Here is a 16,999-nt window from a genome sequence, read left to right as displayed (position 1 = left end):
CTGCACGAACGTGCAGCGCGCCGCAACGTGGCGTGGATTCTGGCGAAAACCACGTTTTTCGCCAGAATGATACGTTGAAACAAGGAGTATTTCAAAAAGCAGAACGCTCTAGCAGAAGTGGGGGAGCCAGAGCATCGTCTTGCGACTGCGCATCATCCCAAAGTGTGTGGCTCTCATGAGGGCTGATTACAAAAAACCCCGGCAAAAGCAGAGCTTTTGCCGGGGTATCGCAATAATGATCGGGTTGGGGTTTAGCCTTCCTGGCACTTCTTTTTAAGGGCCTCGGCAAGGGTCTTGCCCATGTCGTGGCAGGCCTTGAGAACGTCGCGGTCGGGCCGCCAGCTGCACTTCACAGGCTCCACGGGCATATCCATGTGCATGTCGGTCAAATGTTCCTGCAACTGCTTGGGCGCTTCACCCGACCAGCCGAAGGAGCCGAACGCGCCGCCTATACGGTTCTGGGGGCGCAGTCCCTTCATGTAGGTCAGCTGGGCGGCCACCAGGGGCAGAATGGTGTTGTTGTGCGTGGGTGAACCCGCCAGCACCGCGCCACAGTCCGCCAGTTCCGTCATGACGGCGCTGTGGTGGTTGCTTTTGACAGACATGATGCGCGTGGGCACGCCATTTTCTTCCAGGCCGCTGCAAATGGCGTAGGCCATGGTTTCCGTGGACTGCCACATGGTGTCGTAAAAGATGAGCGCGCGCTGCTGCGGCTTTTGCTCGGCCAGGGCGCGGTACATGTCGATGATGTTGCGCACGGCCTTTTCTCCACGATGGATGAGACCGTGGTCGGGCGCGATCATGTCAATGTCAAGCTGCTCCACAATGGGCAGAGCCTTGAGCACCATGGGCGAGTAGGGCAGCACGATATTGTAGTAGTACTCCTTGACGCGGCGCAGGTATTCGCCATCGTCGCCGAAGTCGTCCACAAAGCGTGCGGAGCTCGCTATGTTCTGGCCGAAAATATCATTGCTGACGAGCAGTTTTTCTTCGGGAATGTACGAGACCATGCTGTCGGGCCAGTGCAGCATGCGCGTTTCTTGAAAAACGATGCTGCGCTTGCCCAGGCTGATGGTGTCGCCGCTTTTGACGGCTTGCACGGGCCAATCCTTGCTGGCGAAGTATCCCGCCAGCGATTTGAGCCCGGCCTGGGAAACAAAAAGCTTTTCAGGCTTGCACCGCTCCATGATGGCTTCAAGAGACCCGGAGTGGTCAAGTTCAAGGTGGTTGCAGACGACGTAGTCGATTTTTTCAGGATCCAGCACCTTGGCCATGCGGCACAGCAGGGTGCCTTCGCAGCCGGAGGCCACCGTGTCCATCAGAACATTTTTTTCGTCTTTGATAAGATAGGCGTTGTACGTGGAGCCATCCGGGGATCGGGAATACCCGTGGAAGTCCCGGTGGTCGTAGTCCACGTAGCCTATCCAGAAGATGTCTTTTTTAATTTCAACAGGTTGCATCTATTTTCTCCGGAATGTGGGGTCTTCCCGTTTACGAAAAGCCCCGCTTTACCGCACGCAGCGGCAAAGCGGGGGAGAAAGCAAGTAAAATACCAAGGTTAGGCCGGGCTGAACTGATCCTTGCTCACTCCGCAAACCGGGCAGCACCAATCATCGGGCAGCTGGTCGAAAGGAACATTGTCATGTTCGGCGGGATCATATTCATAGCCACAGACGGTGCAAACATACTTCTGCATTGAAATCCTCCTGAGGGAATGGCGCGGAATCCCGCGCTTGGTAACGTGTTTATGAAACCTAGTTTTCAGCCTTCCAGTGACCGTGCAAATTGCAGAATTCGCGGGCGGTCACCTTGGCGGCGTCGATGGCAAAGAAAGCCTCGGGCGCGTCGCCGGGCTTGAGGAACTTTGTATAGCTTCTGCCGTCGGCCAGCAGCTCAATCCATTCAATCCAGTGCTTTTCTTCCATGGGGTGAGGCACGCTGCCCACTTTCACCAGATAGCCGCCGTCAACCTTTTCAATGACGGGAACGTGCTTTTCCATGGCGCCGTCAGTGGCGCCCTCAACCATAAGCTTCATGGGCTCGCCACAGCAGACGATGTCCGCGCCGCCGCCATGCAGAACTTCAATAATATTGCCACAGTGGGTGCACTTATAAACTTCCAGATGCTTGGGCATGGTTTCCTCACAGACGTTTAGGCCAACACGGCCTTGATATGATTTGCCGCCCGGCTTGCCGGGCGGGGGCCATACAGTCGCTAATGCGCTCTCCTGGCCCCGGATACCGATAATTATTCTGAAAGAAGTCGGAGCCAAAGTAAAGCGTTTTTATGGAAATTAGTAATTATTATCAAAAAGGCAGAATGGCAGACTGCCATGTCTGTTCACTCAATCAGTCGCACAGAAAGCGGCCTGGCGCAAGAGCAATTTCATGTTTTCGACTGTTTGTGTTGTGAGTGTTTCTGCGCTGGCGAGGCCCGCCGCCTGGCATGAAGGCGAGCGCGGTTGCTCTGTGCTGCGCGCAGGGGGGCCGGAAGCTTGGTGAACCCTGGATGCAGGGTGGGCTCGGCCACTGGGAATACGCCATGGAAGAATATTTTTGCTGATGGCGCAGATACTTTTTGAGGTGGTGTGATGTCTGAGCAGCACTGTCTCGGGGGCTCCGCTTCGAGACGGAAAACTCGTCATGCCACACTAAAATATATCGAGAGTTTTAGGGGGATGGGGGTGCGTCAGAGGCAGCGGCGTCAGAGGCGGGTGTGTCCGGGGCGGGTGTGTCCGGGGACGTCGCAATCCGCACAGCGCCCAGCACGTTGGGCAGCAGGGCGCGCAGATCGCCAGTCACCAGAAATCCGGCCGGGCTTATGCCCGCCAGTTCATGCTGCCAGTGGGCGGAGCGCACCAGCAGACCAGCCTGGCCGCCGCCTTCCACATACATGACGGTGCGTACGTTGAGGGGCAGGTGCAAAAGCTGCTGTGCAAAGGCGTAGGCTTCCACCGGCTGCCTGCAGTGCAGAAAAAGGATGCGGCCGTCGCCGTCCTGGGCCACGGCGGAAATGGAGTAGTGGGGGCCGCCGGGCGACCAGAGGATACGCCTGTCGGCGCTGGTCATGCGGTAGTTCTGGATGACAAGGCGGTACTGGGCAATGCGCTGCTCCCACTGCGGGTCGTCCCGGTCCACAATGGCGGCTCCGGGCAGGCTTGGCTGGTTGGGTCCGGCCACAAAGAACGCGCCAAAGCGCTGCACCACGCGCCTGTTGTTGAAGTGATCGTCCTGCTTCATATAGCCCGTGCTTGTGCTGCCGTCGGGCAGATACATGCTGGCGTTGATGGCAGCGGAAAGATCATACTGCTCGGCCCACTGGTTGAGCGAGCGCAGGGGGCCACCGTCCAGAGAGCGGGCGCAGAGTATGAAATTGAAGTAGGCCGGATCAATGCGCAGGGCCGTCAGCAGGGCTTCGTTGTCGTTGAGGCGGAATTGGCCGAAATCAAGGCCGGGCTCCAGTTGCCGCCAGTCGGGCTTGCCCTGATCGTCAATACCGGCGGAAGACGGCGCGGGCGCGGCCACGCCGGGGGCGGGTGTGGAAACGGGCGTGCTGGCGGCAGTGGCAGGCGCGGGGGCGGATGTTTCGGGCGCGGGACTTTGCGCAACGCCCGGCATAGCGCTGGCGTCGGCAGGCCCGGTATTGGCGGCATTGGCAGTGTCTGGGGTGGCAGCGCCCCTGGCAGCGGCAGGAGCGGCGGCAGAGTCAACGACAGCAGCAGCGGCAGGAGCGGCGGCAGAGTCAACGACAGCAGCAGCGGCAGTATTAGGGGCGGTATCGGGGCCAGCGACGGGACTGGCAACTCCGGGCAGGGGCGCTTCAGGCTGGGGGCTCTGGGCCGCGCCCACATGCGGGGCATGCCAGAGCAGCAGGGCTGTCAGGGCGCACAGGGCGCACGCCAGAAGAAAGACGCGACCTGGAAGGAAGCCTTGTATCCTGCCGGGGCAGGCGGTGTGCGGGCCCTGCCCGCACGCGAAAATGCCTGTACGTATTTTCATAATATGCCGTTGGGCTTGCCCCTGAATTACGACCAAGCCAGTCATTTTGCAAGGCTCCCCGGCCTTTTTTCTTGACATATCAATTTATCTAGATATACACATAAATACGTCGGCCCCCACAAAAACTGGCCGCATTTCCGCAGCACACAAGGAGTTCCAGCATGCACATCGGAGACGGCATCCGCGCCGCGAAGAAGCCATTTTTCTCATTGGAGTTTTTTCCTCCGTCGGATGAAAAAATTTTGCCCGGTTTTTTTGAAACTGTGGAAAAGCTGCGCGCTCTGGCCCCGCTCTTTGTTTCCGTTACGTACGGCGCAGGCGGCGGCAAACAACGTAATACCCTTGCCGTAACAGCGGAACTGGCCCGGCGCGGGCTGAACACCATGGCCCACCTTACCTGCGTGGGCGCGGAGCCTGAGAGCATCTCCGCCTACCTTGCCGAATTGCGCGCTGTGGGGGTGGACAATGTGCTGGCCCTGCGCGGCGACCCGCCCGTCGGGCAGGAGACGGACTGGAGCAAGGGGTACTTCCGGCATGCCTCTGACCTTGTCGCCTTCGCCCGCCGCCAGCAACCCTATATGGGTATTGGCGTGGCGGCCTATCCCGCGCCGCACCCCGAATCAAACTCCATCGCGCTGGATCGCCTTCACACTGCGGACAAGATGCGCAGCGGCGCGGACTTCGCCGTAACCCAGCTTTTCTTTGACGCGCGGGAATATGCCGACCTGCTGGAGCATTTGCGTGGCATGGGCATTCACACGCCCGTCATCCCCGGCATACTGCCCATCCAGAGTTTTGACTCACTGCGTCGGGTGCTTTCGCTGTGCGGGGCCAACATCCCCGGCAAGCTCTATCTTGACCTTGAAAGCGCCAATGCCAAAGGCGGGGCAGAGGCCGTGCGTGAAGTGGGACTGGAATTTGCGGTGCGCCAGATACGTTTTCTGCTGGAAAACGGCGCTCCGGGCATTCATTTGTATACATTGAACAAGGCCAGCATGTGCCTGAGGCTGGCTGAAGAATCGGGTCTTTTGCAGGCATAACGCACGCCTTCCATCAGCGCAGAGCCTGGGCTCTGGCGCAACACTTCGGTCCCCGGCCTACACCGCCGGGGACCGCCTGTTTTTATTGACCGGAGCGGGCGTCCGATATAGCTTCGCAAGCGGTGCTGGCGCGCAGGACACAAATTTTCTGCCGCGTTTCTGGCTCAAGGATCGCTTTGCTTTCGGACTGGATGTGCGCTCGCCTCCGCAGAGCCGCATTCAGGGAAGGTATGGAAGCGCGAAGGCCTGGGTGCGCCGTCATGCGCGCTGTCATGCGCGCGGCCTGACAGGCCAGTTTCACTAACTGGCCCATTCATTTCTGTGGCGGCGCTGTATTGACCTGTCCCATAGCCGGAGATACTGTTTTTTATGTCATCCTCCATCGAAAAAGGCCATGGCTGGCTGCTGATTGCGGTCTGCACCTCACTTTTTTGCATGCCCTTCATGATGGCTGGCGTGAACGCGGTTTTGCCGCCCATTGGTGCGGAGCTGAAAGCCAGCGCGCAGCAACTTGGCCTCATGGGCGCTTTTTACGCCATGGGGCTTGCCGTTTTTCAGCTTGCCAGCGGCAGTCTTGGCGACATCTTGGGCTACAAGCGCGTCTTTATCTGGGGAATCGCCATCTTTGGGGTCTGCGGGGCATTGCTGGGCTTTGCCGCTTCAGTGGAAGCCTTTTTGGGGCTGCGGCTGGTGCAGGGTATGGGCGGGGCCATGTTTAACGCCTGTGGCCTGGCCTTGCTGGCATCGGCCGCGCCTGCTGGAAAAAGGGCCATATATCTCGGTTACAGCGGTTCGGCCGTGTACGCGGGCATTGCCTGCGGCCCGCCGGTGGCTGGCTTTGTGGCGGGCTGGCTGGGCTGGCGCTGGCTTTTCTGGGGCAATGCGCTCACGTCGGTGGTTGTGCTGCTGCTCATGAAGTACGGCGTCAGCTTGGACTGGCGCACGGCCAAGGGACGCCGTTTTGACTGGGGCGGCTGCATCATTTACGGCCTGGCCATGACGGCACTGACCTTCGGTTCGTCGGAACTGGCGGCCTATCCGGTGATGGCGGGCTTTCTGCTGGCGGCTTTCGCCATTCTGATGGTGCTGTTCTGCTTCAAGGAGCTGCGCAGCGAATTTCCCATCCTTGATATCCGCCTGCTTGCGCGCAACCGGGTGTTTGCCCTGTCTTCTCTGGCGGCCTTTATCAACTACAGTTCATTTTTCGGCGTACTCTTTTTCTTCAGCCTGTATCTGCAGTTTGGACTCGGCATGACCGTGCAGCAGGCGGGCATGTTTCTGGCCTTGCAGTCTCTGGTGCAGGCCATGACAACCCCGCTGGCCGCCAGGCTGTGCATAAAGTTCGACCCCGGCCATGTGAGCGCCGTGGGCGTGGGGCTGTGCGGCCTTGGTCTGCTGGTTTCGGCCTTTCTTGCCGTGGATTCGCCCATAGGCGTACTGCTGACCGCTCAGGGCCTGCTTGGCGTGGGCATAAGCTTTTTTGCCCTGCCCAATACCACCATTATTCTTGAAAGCGCCGGGCGCGAGCACGTGGGGCAGGCGTCGGGCCTTACCGGAGCCGTGCGCACCGGGGGGCAGCTTGTGAACATGGTGGTCATTACCCTGACCCTGGGCTTTTATTTGGGCGACAAGCCCGCAGGGCCGGAGACCATTGACGCCTTTATGGACAGCATGCACCTTGACCTGGTCATCTTTGGCATACTGAATCTGCTGGCCGTTGGCTGCGTGCTTGCGCGCAACCGCAAATAGCGGAGGGGGGCTGAAATTGCCCGGCGGCAGCGTCAAGAAACGTCCGATCAGAAGCGGGAGTGGGCCGCCGTTGCCACTGCAAATCCTCATAATCTGCTCCGGGGCACGAAAAAACGTCGCGCACGGGGAGGAAAAGTCTAAAGTTTTTTGTCAGGCCGCCGAACAGGCAGTAAGGACGGAGACATTCATGGCCGATGCCAATTCCGCTAAGCTGCGCATGATGCTACAAGGGTACGAACAGCAATTGCTGGCTGCCCGGCGTCTCGCGCGTTTTCGGGTTCGCATGAGGCTTGCTCATGGCGATGCGCCGGATGATCCTGATCCGGCCGCTCACAGGCACGCCTGCGTTGAAAAAGTGGCGCGCGAACTGTACGAAACGCTGCTTTTTACAGGCAGCGACAATCCCGTGGTGGAGGATATCCGCCAGGAGTTGGGCAAGGAAGTGGGGCAGAAGGTACGTTTTACCTATCCCCCAGGTCAGAGGTTGCACATCGTTGGTGAAGGCCCCGAAGGCATGGAGCCGCTGCCAGAGGATGTGCAGCGGAAAACACGGCATGCCTTGTGGCGCATTACCCGTGCCACCGTTGATAAAAGCATGCTGGAAGAACCGTCAAGAACAGAAAGTTTTGTGAAGCCAGAGGCGCAGAGCGGTGCGAAAGCGCCCTCAACGGAGTAGGAAATGGAAATCAAGACCACGACGAACAGCCTTTTTGATCCCTATGCCGCCGGATTGGACAAAAGCACCGAGGCCAGAAACGAGACGCGTCTGAAGGCGCGGGCGGAAGGAACCGGTACGGAAGCGTCCCAGGGGGACACCGTGACCGTTTCGCAGGACGCCCTGCTGCTGACAGAGGCGCGTCGCGCGGCCCAGAGCGCGCCGGACGTGCGTTCGGAAAAGGTGGAGGCCCTGCGCATCCAGGTTGCCAACGGCACCTATAAGCCGGACAGCAAGCTTATTGCCGCCAGTCTTGTGCGCGAAGAGCCGGGCCTGTTCAAGATATAGGGCAGGGTGCCCCTGAAGATATTTTTTTGCTGTTTGAAGGTGCCCGCCGCAGCGGTATAATGCGGATACGCCGTGCGATTGGGTTGTGGTGAGCGTCTTTTGATGCAAAGACCAGAGCGATTTCATTTTGGGATCGCTCTGGTCTTTTTTATTTGGATTGCCAGTGTCGTGAGGCGTGACATGCGCGTTGGGCGGCGTGCCAGAAGTATGCGCGGCGGGCGCTCTGAAGAAATTAAAGCAGGGCTTGTCCTTTGAGATTGGGTTACTGTGCCCTGCGGGCACGGGGGCCTTTTTTATTTGTTGTTTGGGCCGCCTCCGGCGGGGGCAAGGCGGGGCCGGTTATGGGGCTGCGCCCCCTTCTCGGCCCCCCTTGCATCCCCCCCGAAGCACCCCGCTGGGGTTTTCCATATTCCACCATTGTCCGAGGGCTGCGCGGCTTCTGCTCCGGGAGCTTCCTCGCTTCGCTCGGCGATCTCCCTGCGCGCCGCGCAATGCCAGCGGGCTACTTCGCGTTGAATGAGAGGTCGGGGGCGTCGGGGTGGCTGTGGGATGTCTGAGGAATGGCGTCTGATTGTTTGGGCAGGTTCGTTGTGGCGGGGGAGTCTGCACGGCATGTATTTCTGGAAGAATAAAAACCGGGATTGCCCTTTGAGATGCGTGGGGACGCTCTGCTGGTGTTGAGGGCTTGGGCTGTGGACGCTTTTAAAAAAATAAAACAGGGCTTGTCCTTTGAAAAACAGTTTCTGTGCCCTGCGGGCACGGGGGCTTTTCGTCTATTTAGTTCTGGCCGCCTTCGCGGCGTGCGGCAAGGCGGGGCCGGTTATGGGGCTGCGCCCCCTTCTCGGCCCCCCTTGCATCCCCCCCGAAGCACCCCGCTGGGGTTTTCCATATTCCATCATTGTCCGAGGGCTGCGCGGCTTCTGCTGCGGGAGCTTCCTCGCTTCGCTCGGTGATCTCCCTGCGCGCCGCGCAATGCCATCAACTGCCTTTGCTGTGAGAATAGACGTCGATGCACCTTGGGCTGCTGCTTTTACAGAAAAACGGGTGATTTCGTTTTGGAGCTGGTCTAACGATTTTGGAAGTATTTTAGAAGAATGTACAAGCTCGTTTTTCAGGAATTTTTATACTCAGACAAGGCCGAGTAGTTCCGAGATGCCATTATAAAGAACCCCAAATGGCGCGTCATCAATGAGATGCCTCAATCTCCCTTCAATGCGAAGGTGCTCGCTGGCACAACGAGACACCTTTTTTAGGATATCATATAGTCAAGCCGATGTCGCCCCGATCTCTCATACAGGGCGAAACCCTACTCTGGCATTGCGTGGCGCGCAGGGAGATCGCCGAGCGTAGCGAGGAAGCTCCCGGAGCGAAAGCCGCGCAGCCCTCGCCAATCTCTGGTAGTTGGAAAGCCCTGGGGGGTAAACGGGGGGAGTGCAGAGGGGGCCTCGCCAGGGGGCGCAGCCCCCTTCACAGGCCCCTTTTGCCCCCGCCGGAGGCGGCCCAAACGACAGAAAAAGAAAAGCCCCGTGCCCGCAGGGCACAACGCCCACCTCTCAGAGGACAAGCCCTGCTTTGCTTTCTTCAAAGCGCTCGTCGCACTTACCCTCGCCGCGTCGCCCGCCGGAGGCGGCCTAAACAACACAAAAAGAAAAGCCCCCGTGCCCGCAGGGCACAATGCTCACCTCTCAGAGGACAAGCCCTGCTTTGCTTTCTTCAGAGCGCCCGTCGCGCATACCCTCGCCGCGTCGCCCGCCGCAGGCGGCCCAAACGACAGAAAAAGAAAAGCCCCCGTGCCCGCAGGGCACAACGCCCACCTCTCAGAGGACAAGCCCTGCTTTGCTTTCTTCAGAGCGCTTGTCGCGCATACCCTCGCCGCGTCGCCCGCTGTGCAGGCGTCCCCTCCGGCACGGATTCTGCAAAGCAAGCTGTGCCGGTATTCCGGCAAGGAGTCAGCGCCATGAAATTGACAATCTTGCGCAATCCCGTCCTGTGGATATTCACAGCAGCCTTGCTGATCAGCATGGTTCTTCCGGCGCAGGCCGTGCGCATCAAGGATATTGCCAACTTTTCCGGCGTCCGTGACAACCAGCTCATAGGCTATGGCCTGGTGGTGGGTCTGGGGGGCACGGGCGACAAGAAAGACTCGGTCTTCACCATGAGTTCCATGAAAAACATGATGGATCGCATGGGCATTGGCGTGGATTCTTCTGCGCTCAAGACCAAGAACGTGGCCTCGGTCATGGTTACGGCCCGCATGCCGGTGTCGGCCAAGCCTGGCACGCGCCTTGACGTTACCGTGTCTTCCGTGGGCGACGCCACATCCCTTCTGGGCGGCGTGCTGCTGCAAACGGCCCTCAAGGGCGTGGACGGCAAAATATATACCCTGGCACAGGGCTCGCTGACCGTGGGCGGTTTTTCCAGTCAGGGCAAGGCGGCCAGCGTCAGCAAAAACATCAGCACCGTGGGCATCATTCCTGGCGGCGGCATTGTTGAACGCGGCATCCCCTTTGAGTTCAACCAGCAGGACAAGCTCACCCTGCACCTGCGCACCGCTGACTTCAGCACCGCGCAGCAGGTGGCCGAGCGCGTCAACGGCGCCATGGGCGGCCCCTTTGCCCGCGCTGTCGATGACATGTCCATTACTATGGATATCCCCGCCCAGTACCGGAACAACATGGTCCCTCTCATGGCTTCCATCGAAAATCTCGACGTCAGCCCGGACACCTCCGCCAAGGTGGTGGTGGACGAAAAGACGGGCACCGTGGTGCTCGGACGCGACGTGCGCATCATGCGCACCGCCGTGGCTCACGGCAATTTGCAGATAACCGTGCAGGAAGGGCAGCAGGTGTCGCAGCCCGGGCCTTTCTCGCAGGGACAGACAGTGGTGACCCCCACGACGGAAACCAATGTGCGCGAAGAAAACCGTCATCTGGTTATTGTGGAGGGCGCGACCCTTCAGGAACTGGTGGACGGACTGAACTCCATCGGGGCCACACCCCGCGACCTTATTTCCATCCTGCGCACCATGCAGGTTTCCGGTGCGCTGCTGGCGGAGCTGGAGGTAATATAAATGACCTCGCCTCTTACCACAGGGCTTGTGCCGCATGAGGCCAGCGGGGCTGAAGTGTCCCGCCGCGAAGTCCAGTCCCGCCTGGCTGGCGTGGGCAACCTCAATGGCAAAAAAATGACGGAAGCGGACAAGGAAAAAAAGCTGCGCGACGCCTGCGAAGGCTTTGAATCCATATTTATCCAGAAAATGTGGCAGGAGATGCGCAATACCCTGCCCAAGACCAATATGCTTCAGGGGCGTGAAGAACAGTACTGGCAGAGCATGTATGATCAGGAACTGGCCAAATCCATGACAGCGGCCGGAGGTATTGGCCTGGCGGACATGATGTATGCCCAGCTTTCGCGCAATCTCGTTTCGGCCAGCCGTGGCACGGCCTCGGCCAAAACAAGCAGCGCGTCGGCTTTTGTGCCGCAGGTCGCTTCGGTACTGCCGCAGGGTGCAGATGCGTCCGATCAGGCGACAGGGCAGGACGGGAATCAGGGCCAGGCGGGCCACACCGCCATGCGCGGCAGATCGCCCATCCCCTCCGTGTATGACGGCATTGCTCCTGTGCAGGATATGGGCGAATCCATGCAGATTCAGGTGCTGCCCGCTGGTACGGGTTCTGCCCAGGCCGCGCTTGCGGCAGCGGGGCAGCCCGCGTCCCAGCCGCCTCTTGTGGTTGCTCCGCCCGAAGTGGAGCAGGCCCTGGCCGCCCTGCGGGCGCGTAAGGAAGCCGCCGCGAAGCAGGAGGAGCAGCGCGTTCCCAATATGAATACGGGTCTGAACATGGCCCGCGCCGCTCAGTTTGAGGCGGGCAGCAAGCTGGGAGCGCATGCGGTGCTGCCGCGCACGCACCTTAGCGAACCTGCCCGTAACGCCGCCGGAAACGGGCAGTCTGCCTCGATGACCCAATCCCGGCAGGCGGCGCAGGCACAGCAGGCCGCGCAGGCGCTGGATATGCAGATGCGCATGGCGCAGAGCATGGGCACGCCCGCCGCCATACAGGCCGCCATGCAGACCTCCCAGACGGGCCAGACTTCCCAGACAGGCCAGCCAGGCCCCATCGGGCCTCTGGTGGAAATGGCCCCCGGCCAGGAGCATGGGCAGACTTTCGCGCAAACCTCCGGGCAGGCCGGTATGCAGGGGGTGATGCAGGCGGGCATTCCCGTGCCGCGCCCGCAGCAGACTTCCCAGCCCGCAGGCGGCGTCATAACGCCTGGGCCGGTCATGGCCGCCGGGCAGGAAGCCGCGCAGGAACCGCATATCCAGAAGGTGCGCTACACCACCAATGTGCCGCCCGACCAACGCAAGACTTCAGCCAGCGACATTATGCACAGTCTCGCGGTTGAAAACGCGGCAGGGTCGCAGCAGGGGCAGCAGCACGGGCCGCAACAGGCCGGTCAGTCCGCCGTGGGCGCGGCATTGCCGGGGCAGCCCGCTGCCGCCGGACATGAGGGCGCACAACAGCCGCAGCTTCAAAAGGTGCGGTACACCACCAATGTGCCGCCCGGCCAGCGCAAGACCTCAGCCAGCGACATTCTGCGCAACAGCAGTGTGGACGCCGTTGGCCCCAACAGCCGCGCGGGAGCGGGACTGGCCGCCTATCATGCGCAGCAGGCCGGGCAGCCGCTTCAGGCTGCGCCTGGGCAGCCACAGGCCCCGGCCACCATACAGCCGCTGCAAGCCCCAACGCAGAGCCAGGCCGGACAGCCCGCGCCGGTATTGGTCGGTCAGTCCGCAGCAGGCGAATCCGTAACGCCGGTGCCGCCGCAAGCCTTGCAGGCTCCGCAGTTGCCCCAGCCCACAGGAGGCTATGGCATTCCGCCCCTGACGGCCATGGATCTGCGGCGCTGACGGTTGACTTTCCCTCTGGACAGGCCTTTTCCGTCCGGGCACGAAAATTGCTTCATTCGGGACGGGGCGGCAGATTCTGCCTGCGGGCCATAAGCCACAGGCCGCCCAGCGAGGTTTACCATGCATACGACAGTCCATACATCCCTGATCCGGCAAAGCAAGGCCCTGGCCCTGCTGTGTGAACTTATGGAAGAAGAGTATCAGACGCTTCTTGGCCATAATACGGACGCCGTGGTGGCGCTGGAATTTTCCATTCAGGAGCTTATTCGCCAGTTGGCGGCGGAAAAGGCCACGGTCATGAAGGCCCTGGCTGGCGTGCGCGTCAAGGAATACGCCGCGACGCTTCCGCAGGCCGAAGGCGCTGCGCTGCTGGATATGCTGACCGTCATAGACAGGGCCGAGCAGGGAGCCGCGCGTCAGGCCACGCGCAACAGCCAGCTTTCTCTGGCCCTGCTGGACCAGAGCAGCCGCACTCTTGTTGCGCTGACAAGCCAGGTCATGCCGCCCAAGGCAGAAACCTACGGCCGCCGGGGCGGCATGCGCCCTCACGGCCATCCCGAAGCCGCGCTTATTTCAGGGAGGCTCTAAGTCATGCTCAGCGGTCTGCTTAACATGGGCCAGACGGCGCTCAATGCGTCCCAGGCATGGATATCCGTCACTGGCAGCAACATCGCCAATGCCGACACTCCGGGCTATTCCCGTCGCTATGTGGATCAGCGCGACGCGGGCACCCTTACCGCCAAGCCCGGCGGCGAAGGCATGGGCGTCAACGCCCAGCAGATACTGCGCTTTTTTGACGCGTTTCTTGAGCGCTCCTATGTGAGGCAGTCCACCAATTCTTCCCGCTGGACAGAGCAGGATACCGTGCTCAGTTCGGTTGAAAACCTGTTCAACGAGTCCAACCGGTCGGGCATAAGCTCGTCCATGAATGCCTTTTTCAAGGGATGGCAAGATCTTACCAAACTCCCGGACAATAATGCCTATCGTCAGAGCCTGCTTTCCTATGCCGACAACCTGAGCGACATGTTCAGCAGCACCACGGCAAGCCTCAAGGCCGTTCAGAGCGAAATGGACGTGTCCATCAAGCAGTCGGTGGATCGTATCAACACCCTGGCCAAGGGCATTGCCGACCTTAACAGGCAGATCACGAGCAATACCGTTGACGGCGTGAGCAATCCCAATGCCCTGCTTGACCAGCGCGACCAGATGGTGCGCGAGCTGGGCACGCTTGTGGATGTGGAAACCATCGACAACGGCAAGGGCAACTTCACCGTGCAGCTCACCACCGGGCAACCGCTGGTGCAGGCGCAGAGCGTCAACGAACTCAAGGTCATGGGGCCGAACGCCGAGAATCATCTTACAGTTGGCTCTGCCTACACGGGCAAGGTGGAGTTTCAGGGTTCCGACAGCCACGAGTACACCGTTGAGATCCTCAATGGCGGCAACGTCGGCGACACGCCGCCGCCGAGCTTTCGCGTTTCGTTGGACGGCGGCAAAACCTGGCTGCGCGACGAGAGCGGCAAAGAACTGCACTATGATATCACCGACGTTGACGGCGATGGCAAGGTAGATCCCGTACAGGTCAAGAATCTCAAGATATCCTTCACCGAGAAGACCAACTTCACCGCTGGCGACAAGTTCGACATCATGCCCAAGAGCGGCCTGTGCTGGATAGAGCCCACACGCGGCCCCCAGAACGTCACGCCGCAGACCTATTTTGACGGTTCGGAAAACAAGAACCGCGTCACCGGCGGCAAGCTGACCGCCTACTATACCGTGCGCGACGACAACTGCGGCCGCTATCTTGATGAGCTGGACGCCGTATCCTCTTCTCTTATCTGGGAGGTCAACCGCCTGCACAGCCAGGGAACCGGCACGGAACTGCTGACCTATGTCCAGGGCACACAGCAGGTGCAGAGCGCCCTGCAGCCCCTTGGATCGGCCCAGTCCATCCTGCCGTATGCCGACAAGCTCCAGAGCGGCAACCTCAATATCTATTTTTACGACCAGACCACCGGGGATTTCCGGCCAACGGCTTCCGGCTCCAATTCGCTGGATTTCAGCTCCATCACGCCTCCCGGCACGGTGAATTTCGATCCGAGCGTGCATACGCTTAAAGACGTGTGCGACGTCATCAACAGCAGCTTCCCCGACAGCAGTGCGCCGGGCGTCAACATGCTCAAGGCCAGCATTCAGGACGGCAAGCTGCTTATCGAGTCCAATCCTGCCAGCAACGTCAAATTCGCCATGGGCGTGGACAGCACGGGGCTCATGGCCGCGCTTGGCATCAACTCCTTTTTTACGGGCGACAACGCGTCCAACATGGCCGTCAACAGCCAGTTGCACTCCAATGTCAACCTCATAGCGGCCGGGGCCGTCAACGGGCAGAATCAGGCCAACAAGGGCGACGGGTCAACGGCAACGGCCATCGGGGCGCTCGCCACCAAGGACGTGACCATTTCGACCACCTGGAAAACCGTGTCCAACCAGAGCCTTGGCGAATACTACGCCACGCTGGTAACCACGGTGGGCGCGGACAGGCGGCTCTCCAAAACCAATTCGGAGTACCACACCTCCCTGACCACGGATCTTCAGGACCGCGTAACTTCCGTAACAGGGGTGAATCTGGACGAAGAAATGTCCAACCTCATCAAGTACCAGCACTCCTATACGGCGGCGGCCAAGCTTATCACAACCGCCGACCAGATGCTGCAAACCCTGCTTGGTCTCAAGCAATAGGAGCTGTTATGGCCATCAGAGTGACACAAAGCTCCATGTACAATACCATGGTGGGGCAGATGCAGAAGAACCTTTCTGCATATATGGAAAGCAATGAGCAGGGCTCCACGCAAAAGAAAATCAACCGCCCCTCCGATGATCCCGCAGGAACCTACCGTGTGCTCATGACCAGGGACGATATCAGCGACACCAAGCAGTACCAGTCCAATTGCGATACTGCCGAAGGGTGGCTCAAGCTGGCGGACGACGTTCTTGGCACGCAGTTGAGCACAACCATGACCAAGCTCAAAAGCTTGATGGAGCAGGCCGCCACCGGGACCACAGCCGACCAGCGCACGCTTATCGCTTCGGAAGCCAAGGAGATTTTTGGCCAGATTCTCAACCTGTCCAATACCCAGTTCAACGACAAGAGTATTTTTGCAGGGCAGCGCTACGACCAGAACGCCTTTGAGCAGAGCCTTGGCCTGACCAGTTGGGACACCAACTGGAACAACGATATCAGCAAGGGAAACTACACCATTGAGGGCGCGAGCAATACCTCCATGATGGTGCAGTTTACCAGCACGGGCAATCTGGACGACACCGCGCCTCCTTTGACCTACCGCTGGTCCAAGGACGGCGGCACAACCTGGAATACCGCTACAATGGATCCTGCTTCGGCGCCCCGCACCCTGGTGGCCGACGGCGTGACCATCACCATGAAGCAGAACATGGCCGTCACCGCTGCGGACACAAGTCTTGGGGCCGGAGCCAAGAACGGCACGCTCGTGTACATCCGCCCCACGGCCGTGTATCAGGGCGACGACAACGATCCCCCGCCGGAAATGACCGTCATGGGCGGCCCCAGCGGGCTGAAGACATCAGCCAGCGGCGCTTTTGGCAACAACGTGCTGGTGCGCATAGATGCGGTTCCCAGTGTGGATCTGTCCACCACGGGCACGCCCTTTGCCTATTCATACAGTCTGGACAGCGGCAGCACCTGGGTTACGGCTACGGCGCAGACTGCGGGCGGCGGCAAAGTGCGCCTGCCCGTGCCCGGCGGCTATATGGATATGGACGCGTCCTCTGCGGGCAGCACCGTCATAGACAAGGGCACGCAGGTGCTTATCCATCCCGCGCGCGCCAACCTGAATCTGGAAATCATGAAGGGCACGTATATTGCCGCCAATAACGTGGGCAAGGATATTTTCGGCGGCTACTATGATGGCAAGCCCGCCATTGATGGCAATGCCAACCTGTTTGAAATCGCGGGTGACTTTATTTCTTACTGCGAGAACAATAATCAGGAGGGCTGCCAGAAAAGCCTGGCTGCCATTGAAGTGGCGCAGCAGAATATTCTCAGTCAGGTGGCCCGCATCGGCGGCCTGGAAAACCGCGTCAGCATGGCCAAGGACGTGCTGAGTTTTCAAAAGGTAGACCAGGAGGAACGTTTGAGCTATACCGAGGACATCGATCTTACCGATCTGATGGCCAAGCTCACGCGGCAGCAGTTGACGTACCAGACGGTGCTTCAATCTTCATCGATGATTATGCAAATGAGCCTTGCCAAGTACTTATAATAGG

At 59.9% G+C, this 16,999-nt stretch carries 13 protein-coding genes; 9 read left to right on the top strand and 4 right to left on the bottom strand.

All coding sequences use genetic code 11. The features are described 5' to 3' along the window. Window positions 1-251: 251 nt before the first annotated feature. From DESU86_RS04730 to DESU86_RS04715, 4 genes are all read right to left on the bottom strand, one after another. Window positions 252-1,460, bottom strand: coding sequence for an FprA family A-type flavoprotein (locus DESU86_RS04730; RefSeq protein WP_179979991.1), 1,209 nt, complete (start codon window positions 1,458-1,460; stop codon window positions 252-254). Window positions 1,461-1,558: 98 nt separating this feature from the next. Further along, window positions 1,559-1,696, bottom strand: coding sequence for a rubredoxin (locus tag DESU86_RS04725; protein WP_179979990.1), 138 nt, complete (start codon window positions 1,694-1,696; stop codon window positions 1,559-1,561). 58 nt (window positions 1,697-1,754) lie between these two features. Further along, entirely contained in the window at window positions 1,755-2,135 is a 381-nt protein-coding gene (locus DESU86_RS04720; RefSeq protein WP_179979989.1) for a desulfoferrodoxin, read from the bottom strand. Window positions 2,136-2,670: 535 nt separating this feature from the next. Continuing rightward, window positions 2,671-3,999, bottom strand: a complete 1,329-nt coding sequence (locus DESU86_RS04715; RefSeq protein ID WP_232088263.1) for a phosphodiester glycosidase family protein — start codon at window positions 3,997-3,999, stop codon at window positions 2,671-2,673. 161 nt (window positions 4,000-4,160) lie between these two features. Here DESU86_RS04715 and DESU86_RS04710 point away from each other — a divergent pair, with 161 nt between their 5' ends. The 9 genes from DESU86_RS04710 (at window position 4,161) to DESU86_RS04670 (ending at window position 16,995) form a co-directional block, all read left to right on the top strand. After that, on the top strand, window positions 4,161-5,039 hold the full coding sequence (locus DESU86_RS04710) for a methylenetetrahydrofolate reductase (RefSeq protein WP_179979988.1): 879 nt from the start codon (window positions 4,161-4,163) through the stop codon (window positions 5,037-5,039). A gap of 369 nt (window positions 5,040-5,408) precedes the next feature. Continuing rightward, window positions 5,409-6,788 carry an MFS transporter gene (locus DESU86_RS04705; RefSeq protein ID WP_179979987.1) on the top strand — a complete coding sequence of 460 codons (1,380 nt, stop codon included), beginning with the start codon at window positions 5,409-5,411 and terminating at the stop codon, window positions 6,786-6,788. Between the two features lie 187 nt (window positions 6,789-6,975). Next, window positions 6,976-7,464 (top strand): DVU0524 family FlgM-associated protein, encoded by a 489-nt coding sequence (locus tag DESU86_RS04700; RefSeq protein WP_232088262.1) that lies wholly within the window; start codon window positions 6,976-6,978, stop codon window positions 7,462-7,464. Between the two features lie 3 nt (window positions 7,465-7,467). Further along, entirely contained in the window at window positions 7,468-7,791 is a 324-nt protein-coding gene (gene flgM / locus DESU86_RS04695) for a flagellar biosynthesis anti-sigma factor FlgM (protein ID WP_179979986.1), read from the top strand. 1,957 nt (window positions 7,792-9,748) lie between these two features. Further along, window positions 9,749-10,861, top strand: a complete 1,113-nt coding sequence (locus tag DESU86_RS04690) for a flagellar basal body P-ring protein FlgI (RefSeq protein WP_179979985.1) — start codon at window positions 9,749-9,751, stop codon at window positions 10,859-10,861. Then, window positions 10,862-12,697, top strand: a complete 1,836-nt coding sequence (locus tag DESU86_RS04685) for a rod-binding protein (RefSeq protein WP_232088261.1) — start codon at window positions 10,862-10,864, stop codon at window positions 12,695-12,697. It abuts the gene before it with no gap. A gap of 120 nt (window positions 12,698-12,817) precedes the next feature. Next, window positions 12,818-13,285: a flagellar export chaperone FlgN gene (flgN, locus tag DESU86_RS04680; RefSeq protein ID WP_179979984.1), complete on the top strand. Its 468-nt coding sequence runs from the start codon at window positions 12,818-12,820 to the stop codon at window positions 13,283-13,285. Between the two features lie 3 nt (window positions 13,286-13,288). Then, window positions 13,289-15,436 carry a flagellar hook-associated protein FlgK gene (flgK, locus tag DESU86_RS04675; RefSeq protein WP_179979983.1) on the top strand — a complete coding sequence of 716 codons (2,148 nt, stop codon included), beginning with the start codon at window positions 13,289-13,291 and terminating at the stop codon, window positions 15,434-15,436. Window positions 15,437-15,444: 8 nt separating this feature from the next. Next, window positions 15,445-16,995 carry a flagellin N-terminal helical domain-containing protein gene (locus tag DESU86_RS04670; RefSeq protein ID WP_179979982.1) on the top strand — a complete coding sequence of 517 codons (1,551 nt, stop codon included), beginning with the start codon at window positions 15,445-15,447 and terminating at the stop codon, window positions 16,993-16,995. The last annotated feature ends 4 nt before the right edge of the window (window positions 16,996-16,999 follow it).

Origin of the sequence: Desulfovibrio sp. 86, assembly GCF_902702915.1 — a bacterium.
Taxonomy (GTDB): Bacteria; Desulfobacterota; Desulfovibrionia; order Desulfovibrionales; family Desulfovibrionaceae; genus Desulfovibrio.
The sequence above is the reverse complement of the archived record's forward strand: the minus strand, read 5'-3'. Positions and strand labels throughout refer to the sequence as shown.